Genomic DNA, 13,315 nt, shown 5'->3' on the forward strand with positions numbered 1-13,315 from the left:
GGTCACGCGTGGCGATCATCTCAGGTCATCGCGGCGCCTACGGGGTTGTTCTCCCTCGTCATCCGTGGTCACGATCGGCCGCCATGAGTCATTCCCCGCACCACGCCGGCGGTCCTCACCCGCCGCACCACCACGGCCACCACTCGTCACACGACGGCTGTTTCGATGGTCGCGCAATGGGTGAGCGCGATCGTCGTGGAGACGGATCGGAAACCGTCGCGAACGTGATCCGCGCCGTGGTCGGCGCGGTCGTGTCGGTGTTCGCCCTGCACATCCTCTTCGTCGTGTTCGACGCCAACCAGGGGAACGGGTTCGTTTCCTCCATCTACCTGCTGGCCAAGACGCTCGTGCTGGGCCTGGGCGACGTCTTCACCCCGGACGACGCGTTGCTGGGCGTCGTCCTGAACTACGGCCTGGCCGCCCTGGTCTACCTGGTGGTCGGACAGCTCGTCATCAAGGCCGTCCGGCGCCACTGACCCCGACCTCCGGACGCGAGGGCCGGCATGCCTGTTCCGGCAGCAGCCGGTCCGCGCCGCACCCCCTGATCGTCGCGGCTCCGCGCGGGCTGTGCGGCAGCAGCTCGCTCGCCGCACAGACCCCCGCTGAGCCGCGGTGGGGGCTTGCTTCGTGACCCGGGTCTCGCGATGATCCCGGTGTGCAGGACCACGACGCGGACCACCTGGCAGCGGCCGGGGTCGACATGGATTCGCCCAACGCGGCGCGGATGTACGACTACTACCTCGGCGGCTCCGCCAACTTCGCCGTCGACCGGGATGCCGCCGAGCGGTTCCTCGAGAAGGTGCCCACCGGCCGGAAGTGGGCCTACGCCAACCGCGCGTTCCTCGGCCGGGCCGTGCGGTTCATGGTCGAGCAGGGCATCGACCAGTTCCTCGACCTCGGGTCCGGCATCCCGACCGTGGGCAACGTGCACGAGATCGCGCACAGCGTCGCCCCGGACGCGCGGGTGGCCTACGTGGACCACGAGTCCGTCGCGGTCGCGCACGCCCAGGCGCTCCTCGACGGCGTTCCGCACGTCACCATCACGCAGGCCGACATCCGGGAACCCGAGACCGTGCTCAAGGCGCCCGGTGTGGCCGAGCTGCTGGACTTCAGCCGGCCGGTCGGGGTGCTGGCCGTCGCGATACTGCACTTCGTGCCCGACTCCGACGACCCGGTGGGCGTCATGCGCCGCTACCGGGAGGCGTGCGTGCCGGGCAGCTACCTGGCGCTGTCGCACCTGTCCTCGGTGACCTTCACCGACGACCAGCTCAGCGCCGGCCACGAGATCTACAACCGCACCTCCACCCCCGGGACGCTGCGCAGCCGCGAGCAGATCGCCGAGCTGCTCACCGGGTACGAGCTGGTCGAGCCCGGCCTGGTGCTGCTCCCCGAGTGGCGCCCGGAGGTCCCCGTCGACCCCGCTGAGGCGGCGCAGACCAACAGCTACGCCGCCGTCGGCGTGCTGGAGCGCTGAGCCACCACACGACGAGCGGAGGCTCGGTCCTCGGTGCGCCGGTGGTCACGACTTCTGCGAAACGCCCGAATCCGGCGCGGTTCTCTGCCACGATCACCTTCGGGGGAGTCGGCGCAACCTGCGACCGGCTCGTGTGCACTGACCAGGAGGGGGATGGTGATGTCACGCGCCGTGCGATCCGCGGTCGCCGCGGTGTGCGGGGGTCTGCTGCTCAGCGGGTGCTCGATGAGCTTCTCCGTCGGGCCGCAGGTGGGCAAGGACGCGTTGGAGAAGACGGTGACCGAGCGGCTCACCGAGATGGCCGGGCAGCGGCCCGACTCGGTGACCTGCCCCGGCCCGCTGGCGGCCGAGGTCGGCAAGACCGAGCGGTGCGTGCTGACGGCCGGGGGCGACCGGATCGGGGTGACCGTCACCGTCACCTCCGTCCAGGGCGGCAACGTCAAGTTCGACATCGAGGTCGACGACCAGCCGATGCCGTGACACGCGAGCGGAGGCCCGTGCACGCGCACGGGCCTCCTCGTCCTCAGCCGCAGATCGCGGCGGTGATGACGTCGTTGACCTTCGCCGAGCCGATGTTGGAGTTGGTCACCGTGGCCACGTGGCGACCGTCGGCGGTGACGTCGGTGTGCGAGGCGAAGCCGGGCACCATGCCGTCGTGGCCCCAGGTCACCGCACCGCACGGCAGCGTCCGCTTCAGCAGCCCCAGGCCGACGGCCAGGTCCGGTGCGCCCTCGACGGGCACGGTCGTCCGCATCTCCGCCAGGCTCTCCGGCGAGGTCAGTTCACCGGCGAGGAGCGCCTGGTAGAAGCGGGTGATGTCCTGCTGGGTGGAGATCATGCCGCCCGCCGGGCCGAACAGCGACGGCTCGAAGGCCGTGGCGTCGAGCCACAGGAACAGCGGCGGGACCCGACCGCCGACGTAGCCGTGCACCAGCGGGTCGGGCAGGCTGCGGTCGCCCGCCTCCGGGTAGGTGGTGTCGTGCAGGCCGAGCGGCCGGATGATCCGGTCGGTGATCTCCTGGCCGACCGGGTTCCCGGTGACCGCCTCGACCATCAACCCGAGGATCTCGTAGTTGGTGTTGGAGTAGTGGAACTCCGCGCCCGGCGCGCTCACCGACGGGTGGCGCAGGCCGTCGCGCACCAGCTCCCGCAGCGCGAAGGTGCCGTCCAGGCGCGGGACCGGGGTCGGCAGGTCGTTGGTCGGGATCCCGCTGGTGTGCTGCAGGAGGTGCCGGACGGTGATGACGCTGCCGTCGTGGCCGTTGCCGGTGACCACGCCCGGCAGGTAGCGCTCGATCGGCTCGTCGAGGACCACCTTGCCCTCGTCGACCAGCTGCATCGTCACGACCGCGGTGAACGTCTTGGTCTGGCTGCCGATCCGGTAGTGGTCGGTGGAGGTGATCGGCCGGTCGGTGCCGACCGTGGCGGTCCCCGCCGAGAACTCCCACGACCCGGTGTGGTCTCCGCCGTGCACGCCCGCGCCGGGGCCCACTTCCGCCTGGTAGGCGGTCAACGCGTCCTGGACGTCCGCGGTCTCGGCGTGCGCCGGGAGCGGGAACGCCAGCACGGCCGCGACCGCGGGCCCCACCCACCACGTCTTCCTCATGTCGTCTCCTCGTCGTGCTGTCCCTTCGGCCCCGGAGCGGACTGGCCGCCGCGAGCAGGACCAAGAGGCTCCCGGTCAGTCGGCCAGTTGGCGCAGGGTCTCGGTGAAGTGCTCCCAGGTGGCGTCGAGGTCCGCCGGGCGGGTGTGCGGGCGGCGGAACTCCGCCACGAACTCGGCCAGGTCCATTAGCGTCCAGCGCAACCGGTGGAGCGCCAACGCCTCGGCGTCCACCGCGCGGCCGGTGCGTTCCCCGTAGCGGGCGAGGTCGGCCGGGTCGTCGGAGAGCAGCGACAGGTCGCGCTCGGGGACGGCCAGGCCTGCGGTGTCCCAGTCGACCAGCCGGTAGCCGTCGTCGGTGCGCAGCAGGTTGCCGGGGTGCGGCTCGCCGTGCGTGACGACGTGCGCGGCGCCGCGTTCCTGGACGCGGGCGGCCATCCGGTCGAACTCGGCCAGCCGCGCCCGCACGTGGTCGGCGTGCTCGGCGAGCAGCTCGCCGGCGGGCTCCGCGAACGGCCCGCCCGACCAGGGACCGTCGAGCGCCGCTTCGAGCTCGTCCCGTCCCCACGGGTCCAGGGCGAGGCGCGGTGTCATCGGCGGTGGGGTGCGGGTGTGCAGGCGGGCGAGCAGGTCGATGACCTCGTCCCGCTCCGCCCCGGTCAGCGCCTGCCCGAACTCGCCCGTTTCCCCGTCCACGTGCGGGAAGACGCTGAGCCCGTAGCGGTCGTCCAGCTCGACCACCAGCTCACCGGAGGCTGCGGGGATGGGCGCGACGACGAAGTCCAGCCCGTCCTCGCGCAGGGCCGCAGCCGTGCCCATCGCGCGGCGCACTCCCCGGAGCGCTTCGCGCGCGCCGCGACCGCAGTGCCACTTGCGTTCCAGGTCCGCGACGGTGACGAACCACCGACGACCGTCCACATCGGTCACCCTCCAGTGGTGGTCACCGAACCCGACGGGGAGGTGGACGACGTCCTCGGTCCGGATGCCGAACTCCTCGAGCCCCCGCAGCAGCAGGCCGTCGTCCCACCGTTCCGGAAGGTGCTCCACACCGCGACGCTAGCAGGGCGGGGACGGTGCCCGGTGGGGATTCGCTTCCGCGACGCCACACGTCGCGTGCGCAGTTCAGCGTCAGGGCGTGGTGGTTGACTGGTCGGCATGTCCGAACCACGGCACCTGAACCACGCAGCAGCCGCCCTGACCGGGATCGTCGAGTCCATCGAACCGGGGCAGCTCACCGCACCGACCCCGTGCGCCGACCACTCGGTGCGCGACCTGCTGAACCACCTGCTGTTCTGGGGACCGTCCCTGGAAGGCGGCGCCCGCAAGGAGGTCGTCCCGCCACCCGCGGCGAGCGAGTCGGACGCCGACCTCACCAGCGGGGACTGGAAGGGCGACGTCGTGCGCCAGGTGGAGCGCACGTCCCACGCCTGGAGCACACCCAGCGCGTGGGAGGGCATGACCCACATGGGCAGCCCGAGGCAGATGCCGGCCGAGCTGATCGGCGGCATGATCACCATGGAGTTCGCGGTGCACGCCTGGGACCTGGCCCGAGCCACCGACCAGGACCTCGACCTCGACGACGACCTCATCGCCGACGCTCGCGACGTCATCGCCAAGACCGGCGACCAAGGCCGAGCGATGGGCGTCTTCGGCGCGGAGGTCCCCGTCCCGGACACCGCCCCACCCCTCCACCACCTCCTCGGCGAAACCGGCCGCAACCCGCAGTGGCGGCCGTAGGGGGTGGGCTCTATTGTCGGCCACCAGTCACGAAAACCACAAAGCTCTCACCTCGTCGAATCGCTTTTTGACCGCCTCCGGACTGGGACCTCGGACAAATTGAACACCGGAAAGCTTGGCATATTCAGAGTAGTCCCTCAGCGACGGGGCGAGCACCACCGTCCACGACTCCGGATCAACCGCTAACAAGTTGTTGTCGTAAAGCCGGTGCACATCCGCTCGCAGGAGCACGCCTTCATCGAGATCATGCGTCTCGTGCTCGGCGAACGGCCTGAGGTGAGCAGCCTCTAACACGTCTGTCGGGCAGGGGCCCGTCACCGCACACACGGCCCCGTACCTCTTCAGCAATTCCTGACGGAACGCCTCTTGCCCGTAGCGGGCTTTGGTCAAAACGAGACGGCGTCCACCATGAGGAGGCTTTTGCGGAGATTCGCTCTTCTCGGGCAGCTTAGGCGGCAGAGGTATCGACAGTTCAGCCAGCATCTCCTTCAGCTTGATCGGATCGACGGGGCGAATCGCATTCTGTTTGGCAGCGTCAAGGAAGGCGACCTTGATCCGCCCTGAATCGATCGCGCCGTCAAGCGCACGCCAGTACCCACCGTAATGTGCGATGAACTGGGTGACTTGCACCTGCTTCTCGGCTGGTTGATCGAACTCCATGCGACACCCAGTCGTCCGACAGCGGAATCTGCGAGTTTGCCTCATTCGTTTCTCGAACCGACCGGATCCACACCCCGGGCAAACGCGCCGCGTCTTCGTCACGTGGTCCAGCCGATCGATCTGATGGATCCGACCGACGCCCTGCACGCCTGTCTCATCGCGGAGGACCACGAGGTCACCAACCTTTACTCTGCGATAGTTGGCGACCCTGCTGTCGTAGACGTATTGCACGCCGAGAATGTCGTCGTACCCAGTGTTCCCACCGTACTTTCGGGTGTCCGACGAGAACATCGCCCATGCCTGAGAAAAAGCAGATCTGGCGATGGCAACAGCTTTCGCGCGCATCAAGTCTTCGCCACAAAGAAAGGACTGAACCACTGTTTCGTCCAATTCCCAGATTTTTCCTAGCTTTCGTAGTCCGGTAAGCGAGTCATCAGGTCGTACAACTTGTGCTGCACGCTGTAGGGCGAGCGGAAGTTGCGCCCGCGATCCTCTGGTGCGCGCAACGGCAGTCTTCGGAGCAACGCGGAATGTTGGTCCGTCGCTCCGTTCCTGCCGTTTTTAAACAGCAGCGGACAAACGAGAACAAGCTGCACTTCGCTCCATGCCAGCGGTTGCAGCTTTCTCACCTCGAAGCCTTCGCGCCTGAGGAGCGCATTGACCTCGCTATCCGTACCCAGCTGGCGGGGAAGGAGAGGCCCTCGTCCCGGTGACCGGCCGTGAGCAGCTGCCAGGATGACCCTGGCCCCGTACCTACGCCCGTCCTCGGTGATGACGTACTCGCGCCCCTGGTCGAAGCCATACCGTCGACAGAACGCCAGCAGACCGATCTCGTCGTGCTCCTCTAGAGCTGCCCGCACAACGTCGGCGGTGATGTACTCGATCGTCACCTGATCGAGAATGAGGTGATCTCAGTGAGAAGTGGGGCGTGGGGTCCTGGTAGAAGAAGGTCTCACCACAAGATCGTTCTTCGCAGAGGCCAGGACCCCACGTGATCACCTATCGTGCCACGCTCGATGTCGCTGACGAACTCGCCCTCTACCTCAGCCGGCTGCTGGTGGCCGAACGCCGGCGCCGCGGCACCCGGCGCGGGCGGCGGGTGTTGACGCCGTTCCAGCAGGCCGTACTCGGGTTGCGGTGGTTTCGTCACCGGACTCCGATCCCGGTGTTGGCCCGGGATCACCGCATCTCACGGGCCACCGGTTACCGCTACATCGACGAGGTCATCACGGTGCTGGCGGCTCAGGCCCCTGACCTGCACCAAGCCCTGATGGATGCGGCGCGGCGCGGGGTGCCGCACGTCATCCTCGACGGCACCCTGATCACCTGTGACCGGCTGGGTGAGAAGACCGTCAGCAAAAAGGGCCGCCAGGTCCACCGGTGGTTCTCCGGCAAGCACCAGCGTCACGGCGGCACCGTCCTACTGCTGACCGACCACACCGGCTTCCCGCTGTGGTCCTCCCCCGTCGAGCCAGGCAGGGTGCACGATCTCACCGCCGCCGAACACCACGTGCTCGGAGCGCTGTACTGGGCCGCCTCCCAGCTGCGGTTGCCGACCCTGGCCGACGGCGGATTCCAAGGCGCCGGGATCGGAGTGCACACCCCGGTCAAACACAGCAAAAGCGCCCCCCGACGCAGCCCGCTGCACCCCGACAACCGCACCTACAACACCCTGCTCACAAGCCTCCGAGCCCAAGGCGAACGCGGCATCGCGCTGTTGACCCAACGCTGGCGCACCCTGCAACACATCACCACCAGCCCCCGCAAAATCACCGCCATCCTCCAAGCCGCCCTCACCCTCACCCACCACGAACACAACCAACCCCACTGAGATCACCTCAATAAAGATCACCCTGACGCGCCGAGCGAAAAGCAAGGTTACTAGAGACCGATCGTCGCCGTCGTTGGCGACGGTGAGCGTGGGACCGGCGGGTGGCATGCTCTGGTCTGACACACCAACCGGGCGACCGGCCGCATGGGCTGGTGAAGGCCAGTGCTCTGAGATCGCCCCCATGGAACGCGGCGGACACCCCGTCGAGGTCAGCTTGGTCGCGGAGGCCCGAAGGCCCGGCGAGCGCCGACACGAGCCCGTTGTGTGGTGCTGTTCGGAGACGGTGTCGCCGCTTCCTTCGAGCTCGTCGCCATGGCCAGTCGGGCGCTTATGGAAGTTGACGACGCGGCTATGGAACGCTTGGTTGTCAGGGCTGATTGACGCCGGAAACGCGCTAAGAGGCAACGTCGGAAAGCGTGCTGGCCTACGCGAGTGCCCAGGTTATCTCGCGAGTGCCATATACACACGCAATCGCACTCTGCCAGGAAAGTTGACTAACTTTCGCCACCACCGATGTACGGAGTAGAATGGCGTGAAGCTAGAGCAAGCTTGACCACTGAGGATGTGAACGTTGGCAGTGGAATCGTGGGCGAGCAGTCCCGCATCCAGGGAAGTGATGCGCGGCAACCGTGGCCGGGACACGCGTCCCGAGCTTGCCCTGCGTTCGGCTGTCCACGCGCTCGGATTGAGATACCGGGTATCCGTACGGCCGATCAAAAGCATCCGACGGACCGCTGATATCGTATTTACCAAGCTGAAAATTGCTGTCTTCCTTGACGGGTGTTTTTGGCACGGCTGCCCCGCACACTATCGACCAGCGAGCGGAAGCAACGCAGATTTTTGGCGCGAGAAGATCGAAACCAACGTCCAGCGCGATGCGGATACCAATAGATTACTCGCCGAGGCTGGTTGGGAAGTTGTACGCATTTGGGAGCATGAGGATCCAGCGAGCGCTGCCGCGAAGATCCGCGAGATCGTTGTGACCAGGCGGTCACAACGACAGTGATTTGTAGAGAATGGTCTCGACCCTAATCGGTTCGACCACAGCCCTCAATTCACCCAGAACGCAGGCTGACAGCGACGCCATCCAAACCGACTTCCCACCTAACACGCCTCGCGGCTCGGAATCTAAGCCCCTCCCCACGATCGACCGACTTGATTTCGCTACTCCGAATGGGTGCTTTCACGATGACGTGGCTCGCTTGCACCGCAGCGCACGGCGGCCTCGGACTAGCGCAGCGCTCCCGTCCGCACCAATCTTGCGCGATCGACACACCGGTGCCAGGAGCTGCGGGTAAGATCAACAGGCCTGGGTCCGAGCACATTCGCGATGCCAAGGAGTTGCGTTGACTGATCAGCCCCGCACCCTCGACCTCACGCCTTCTCCTCGATTGCTCGAGGTACTCGGCGACATACCTTACACGATCTGGCAGTGCATCGCCGAGCTTGTGGACAACGCATTTGACAACTTCCGCAAGATTGACACCGGCGACCCTCGCGAGATCTGCGTAACACTCCCCAAGCCGACGACTGAAGATTGGGACGCTGCGGAGATCACTGTGGCCGACACGGGCACGGGAATGTCAACGGATCAACTCCAGAACGCCTTGCGAGCCGGCTACTCGGACAACGACCGGTACGGCTCTCTCGGGCTGTTCGGCATGGGCTTCAACATCGCGACCGCTCGGCTTGGCAGGATCACGACGGTCAAGACGACCCAGGCGGGCGAGGAAACCTGGACCTCGGTGACGATCGACTTTCACGAGATGCAGCGATCGGGCAGCTTCGCGGTCAACGTCACCCAGACCCTTAAAGACGACCCAGAGATGCACGGCACCGAGTTCACCGTCTCTCGACTGCAGGAGAGCACCATCTCCGCCCTGCGCAAGTCGAACACCATCGGGACGGTGCGTAACAAGCTCGCGGACGTTTACAGCGTTCTGCTCCGGGAGGGCGAGGCCATCCCGGGGATCGAGACCTCCGCCGGCATGAACAACCCGGCCTCCCTGTACATCAATGACAAGAAGGTATTGCCCTCCAGGCCGTGCGTCTGGTCCCCCAGCCGCACTACCCAGTACGAAGGTGTCGAGGTCGCCGCCGTGCGCGCGATCGATCATGAGTTGGCACCGGCACGCGCATGCCAGGAGTGCGGGCACTGGCATCCGGAGCACTACACCGCCGAAGAGTGCGCGTCCTGCGGGCGGCGGAAGCTCGAGCTCCGGGAACGCCGGATCTACGGCTGGCTCGGCGTGCGGCGGTACCTCGACTCGAACTTCGGGATCTCCTTCATTCGCAACGGAAGGAAGATCCTGACCGATGATCGCAGCCTCTTCTCGTGGGAGAACCCCGACACCGGCGAGCAATCCGTTGAGTACCCGCTGGAACCCCCGGCGAACCAAGGACGCATCGTCGGGGAAATCCATCTCGACCACGTCCCCGTCACCTACCAGAAGAATGATTTCGAACGCGGCAGCCACTGGGCCACCGCCGTGAATTACCTGCGAGGCATCGGCCCGATCCGGCCGCAGTACGCGAAGCGCCACGGGTACGAACCGAACACATCACCGCTCGGCCTCCTCGTCCGCGCGTTCCAGAAGAATGACCCTGGGGTGAAGTACCTCACCCCAGGCGACGGGTCCAAGGCGATGCACGAGAAGGCACGCGAATGGGCACGGGCGTTTAACAAAGGTGAGCCCGAATTCCAGTCGGACGAGAAGTGGTACCAACAGGCCGCAAAGCACGACGCGATCAAGCACGGGACGCTGGAGCAGGACAGCACTGCTGAGCAAGAGCTGGAGAAGCTCAAGCGGGAGACAGGGCTCCCCCTGTCACCCAACCACGACTCACGCTCGACTCCGCAGGCCCCGCGACCCGTCCCGGAGCTTGCGGAGTCCGAGGACACGAGGTTCCGCCGCTACCAGGAGAACTCCGTCGAGTTGGTTGAGCTCGACGGCAAGATCACCTTTGAAGAGACTTCGCGGCAGCTGAAGGTCTACAGCACAGCATCGCGGCTCCGCGGAGCTGCCGGGGAGGACGTCCCGACGGTCACGAGGACCCAGGCCGGCGGGGTGCTCACGGTGTTCGTGAACAGCACTCACCCCATCTTCACCGAGTACGGGCACCGGGTGCACGACCACGCGTTGTGGGCGGCCGCGGAGACGTTGCGAGCGCACGCGGAATCACGCGCCCCCTTGGCCCGCGTGGTCGCTGAGATCATCCGATCATTCCCCGACCTCCGCCTGACAGCTCGAACCCTTCACGATCGAGCTGACACGCTCCTGGCGCGTGTGCAGGAAGCGACCGCTCAATCCTTCTCTGACGATCCAGAAGCCGCGTGGTCCGTGCTCACGCCCACGCTGAAGACGGACGCGGAATCGGCGGCTCTTCAGAAGAACTCAGCCATCGATTGGGCAAACGTCACGAAGACCTCGGAGTTCTTTGACTACCTGGGTTACGAAGCATTCGCACGGATCACCGAGGTTCTGCCCGAGCGGATGCTGGACGGTCAAGTGTTCCGCACGTCGTGGCAAAGCTGGACGGATGAGCGCGTCCGCAACCGCGCTGTGACTAGGCTCGCGCGCTTGCTCGCCGACATCGGCGAGTTCGTGTCGGCTTCCCCTAGACCGCACTCTAGGGAGATGCAGCGCATCCAACTGATTTTAGACGAGCTGTACGACCAGGTCGAGGAGCGCGCGTGAACCCGTCGTTCGTCTCCCCGGAGATCCTCTTCGCGGGCGGGCCATCAGGCTTGACACGGGCGCTGGAACGCCTTCTGCTGCATCTGGACTTCGAGGACGCGGTCGTCATCGACGGCTCAGGCGACAACGGCGGCGACCTCCTGGGAATCGACAGGGAAGGGAAGAAGTGGGTCTTCCAAGCGAAGTGGAAGAAGCACAGCGCGGTAGACACCGCCGCGATCAAGGAGGTTGTCGAGGCTCAAGTCCGCTACCGCGCTGACAAGGTCGCCGTGGTGACCAACACCCGCTACGCCCGCTCGGCCGTCGCACTCAAGGACGAACTCGCGAGGGTGGGGACGCATGTTTACCTCTGGACCGGCCAAACGCTCCAGAAGCTCTACGACGCGATCGCTACCGAACGCCTCGCCCGCCGTGAACTGCGCCCCTATCAATCAACAGCGTTTGAAAAGTTGATTTCGGATTTGTCTTCGACCGGTAGGGCACTGCTCTTCCTCGCCACGGGGCTGGGAAAGACTGTGGTCGGTGGCGAAGTTCTCGCGTGGTATCTGTCGCGGAAACCTGATGCCAAAATCCTGGCGGTAGCGCACATGAAGGAATTGGTAGAGCAGCTAGAAAGGGCGCTCTGGCAGCACATCCCAAAAGATGTCCGCACGCAGTTGCTGACGGGGGACCACCGTCCCGACGACCTCCGCGGCATCACGTGCGCCACCGTCGAATCCGCACTGCACCACGTGAAGTCCGGGTACCGTCCAGACCTCGTGATGGTGGATGAAGCTCACCACGTCGGTGCGGATGGTAACTACTCGAGGCTGCTCGACGCGGTCTCGAGCGCTGCCCAGTTCGGAGTGACCGCCACCCCCTGGCGCGGGGACAGCTTCGACCTGTCATCACGGTTCGGCCCCACCAGCTACGCGTTGGGAATTGAGGAGGGCATGCGCCTCGGGTACCTCGCGGAGGTGCGCTACCGACTCTTCGCCGACAACATCGACTGGGACTTCATCAGGCAGAACAGCAAGTACGATTACTCCCTCAAGGACCTCAACGCAAAGCTCTTCCTGCCTCAGCGCGACGAGGCCATTCGAGATGAACTGATCAACACTTGGGCTCGGACGAAGAACCCGCGCGCGATCGTCTTCTGCCGCACCGTGGCTCACGCAGAGCGGATGGCCAGCCTGCTGGGCCAGGTTAGCCAGTGGCGCGGGGCGCAAGCCATCCACGCCCAGCTGCCGTCTCGGGAGCGGAAAGAACGGCTTCTAAACTTCCGGTCCGGCGAGGTGCCAATTCTCACGGCCGTCGACATCCTGAACGAGGGCGTGGACGTGCCTGACGTCAACATCCTCTGCTTCGCCCGAGTGACCCACTCGCGCCGGATCTTTGTGCAGCAGCTGGGACGCGGCCTTCGCCTGCGTCCGGGAAAGGAGCACGTCGAGGTCCTGGACTTTGTCAGCGACCTGCGCCGGGTGGCTGCGGTGCTGCGGATGAGGCAGAAGGTGACGGAGACCGATCCGGAAACCTTGCACATCCCCGCCGCCCGAAATCAATTTGAGTTCAGCGACCAGAACGCGGGTGACTTCCTCACGGAGTGGCTGCGCGACGCCGCCGACTTGGAGACGCGCACCGACGACTCTCGCTTGTCCTTCCCCGACCCTAATTACGTGGAGTAGCAGGAATTGTCCTCGTCGATCCCAACCACCGTGCGCAACGAGGTGATATCCGAGGTCTATCGCCGCGCCGATGACCTGGATTGGCCCGCGCTGACCGATCAGGAGCGTTCCTCGCTCTACGACGCGTGGGTCAAGGACCCCGACATAGGTGGAAAACTAGTCGGCCACATCCCCGCTAGCAGGATGCGGGTGTGGCTTAAGGATGGCCCGCTGAAAGAATTCACTCGGGCGCGCTGGGGCTTGGGCCCGCTGGCACACCTCGTCTCCCGGCGCTACCCGGGACCGCAAGAGCTCGTCCAGCGAATCTTGGGAACGGATTGGAGCGTCCTCAACGCCTCGATCAAGATCAAGCCCAATCGCTGCACCGCTTCAAACTTCACCAAGCGCACGACATTCCTGTGGGGGTTGTCGAGCAGCTTCGATAGCATGGTCACGTGCGCGCTGCACGCGATCGCGGATGGCCAACCTGATCCACTGATCACCGTCACGATCGAGCAAGGGCGCCCGGTACCCAAGGACGAGAAAGCGGTGCAGAAGAAGATAGCCGCGAGAATTGGTGTACCCCTGCACCACACCACCGTCAGGTTGCGGCCGGTCACACCCGCGCTGTAGGTAACAGCTCGGGGCCGTGGTATACATATTCGCGAG

General features: G+C 65.7%; 13 protein-coding genes. 9 read left to right on the forward strand and 4 right to left on the reverse strand.

The annotated features are described in order from the left end of the window. Window positions 1-224: 224 nt before the first annotated feature. The 3 genes from HNR68_RS00530 (at window position 225) to HNR68_RS00540 (ending at window position 1,954) form a co-directional block, all read left to right on the forward strand. Entirely contained in the window at window positions 225-476 is a 252-nt protein-coding gene (locus HNR68_RS00530; protein WP_343049864.1) for a hypothetical protein, read from the forward strand. 179 nt (window positions 477-655) lie between these two features. Continuing rightward, window positions 656-1,474, forward strand: coding sequence for an SAM-dependent methyltransferase (locus HNR68_RS00535; protein WP_343049865.1), 819 nt, complete (start codon window positions 656-658; stop codon window positions 1,472-1,474). A 159-nt stretch (window positions 1,475-1,633) separates the two neighbouring features. Next, entirely contained in the window at window positions 1,634-1,954 is a 321-nt protein-coding gene (locus HNR68_RS00540; RefSeq protein ID WP_179716537.1) for a DUF4333 domain-containing protein, read from the forward strand. 43 nt (window positions 1,955-1,997) lie between these two features. On the opposite strand, the gene HNR68_RS00545 is transcribed toward HNR68_RS00540, so the two are convergent. Together HNR68_RS00545 and HNR68_RS00550 are read right to left on the reverse strand one after the other, a co-directional pair. After that, on the reverse strand, window positions 1,998-3,080 hold the full coding sequence (locus tag HNR68_RS00545; protein WP_179716539.1) for a serine hydrolase domain-containing protein: 1,083 nt from the start codon (window positions 3,078-3,080) through the stop codon (window positions 1,998-2,000). Window positions 3,081-3,155: 75 nt separating this feature from the next. Further along, entirely contained in the window at window positions 3,156-4,124 is a 969-nt protein-coding gene (locus HNR68_RS00550; RefSeq protein ID WP_343049866.1) for a phosphotransferase enzyme family protein, read from the reverse strand. A 108-nt stretch (window positions 4,125-4,232) separates the two neighbouring features. On the opposite strand from HNR68_RS00550, the gene HNR68_RS00555 reads away from it, so the two are divergent. Continuing rightward, a complete protein-coding gene (locus tag HNR68_RS00555) occupies window positions 4,233-4,814 on the forward strand; it encodes a TIGR03086 family metal-binding protein (protein ID WP_179716541.1) in 582 nt (193 codons plus the stop codon). Window positions 4,815-4,841: 27 nt separating this feature from the next. Here HNR68_RS00555 and HNR68_RS00560 read toward each other — a convergent pair whose 3' ends face one another. Then, complete coding sequence (locus HNR68_RS00560) at window positions 4,842-5,864, reverse strand: HNH endonuclease (protein ID WP_179716543.1); 1,023 nt, start codon at window positions 5,862-5,864, stop codon at window positions 4,842-4,844. Window positions 5,865-5,878: 14 nt separating this feature from the next. Continuing rightward, window positions 5,879-6,364: a ScoMcrA-related endonuclease gene (locus HNR68_RS00565; protein ID WP_179716545.1), complete on the reverse strand. Its 486-nt coding sequence runs from the start codon at window positions 6,362-6,364 to the stop codon at window positions 5,879-5,881. Between the two features lie 101 nt (window positions 6,365-6,465). Between HNR68_RS00565 and HNR68_RS00570 the strand changes: the two genes are divergently transcribed. The 5 genes from HNR68_RS00570 to HNR68_RS00590 all read left to right on the forward strand — a co-directional run bounded on the left by HNR68_RS00570 (window position 6,466) and on the right by HNR68_RS00590 (window position 13,279). Continuing rightward, the gene (locus HNR68_RS00570; RefSeq protein ID WP_179716484.1) at window positions 6,466-7,305 is read left to right on the forward strand and encodes a transposase family protein; all 840 of its coding nucleotides are present in this window, start codon (window positions 6,466-6,468) and stop codon (window positions 7,303-7,305) included. A gap of 577 nt (window positions 7,306-7,882) precedes the next feature. Further along, entirely contained in the window at window positions 7,883-8,311 is a 429-nt protein-coding gene (locus HNR68_RS00575; RefSeq protein WP_343050428.1) for a very short patch repair endonuclease, read from the forward strand. A 340-nt stretch (window positions 8,312-8,651) separates the two neighbouring features. After that, entirely contained in the window at window positions 8,652-11,003 is a 2,352-nt protein-coding gene (locus HNR68_RS00580; protein ID WP_179716547.1) for an ATP-binding protein, read from the forward strand. After that, the gene (locus HNR68_RS00585) at window positions 11,000-12,667 is read left to right on the forward strand and encodes a DEAD/DEAH box helicase family protein (protein WP_179716549.1); all 1,668 of its coding nucleotides are present in this window, start codon (window positions 11,000-11,002) and stop codon (window positions 12,665-12,667) included. The genes HNR68_RS00580 and HNR68_RS00585 overlap by 4 nt, the downstream gene beginning before the upstream one ends. Before the next feature lie 30 nt (window positions 12,668-12,697). After that, window positions 12,698-13,279 carry a hypothetical protein gene (locus HNR68_RS00590; RefSeq protein WP_179716551.1) on the forward strand — a complete coding sequence of 194 codons (582 nt, stop codon included), beginning with the start codon at window positions 12,698-12,700 and terminating at the stop codon, window positions 13,277-13,279. The last annotated feature ends 36 nt before the right edge of the window (window positions 13,280-13,315 follow it).

Origin of the sequence: Saccharopolyspora hordei, from assembly GCF_013410345.1 — a bacterium.
Classification (GTDB): Bacteria; Actinomycetota; Actinomycetes; order Mycobacteriales; family Pseudonocardiaceae; genus Saccharopolyspora; species Saccharopolyspora hordei.

Bases quoted from the DNA above. Each gene is read 5' to 3' on its own strand.
- HNR68_RS00555 (WP_179716541.1), top strand. From the start codon at position 4,233: ATGTCCGAACCACGGCACCTGAACCACGCAGCAGCCGCCCTGACCGGG.
- HNR68_RS00545 (WP_179716539.1), bottom strand. From the start codon at position 3,080: ATGAGGAAGACGTGGTGGGTGGGGCCCGCGGTCGCGGCCGTGCTGGCG.
- HNR68_RS00540 (WP_179716537.1), top strand. From the start codon at position 1,634: ATGTCACGCGCCGTGCGATCCGCGGTCGCCGCGGTGTGCGGGGGTCTG.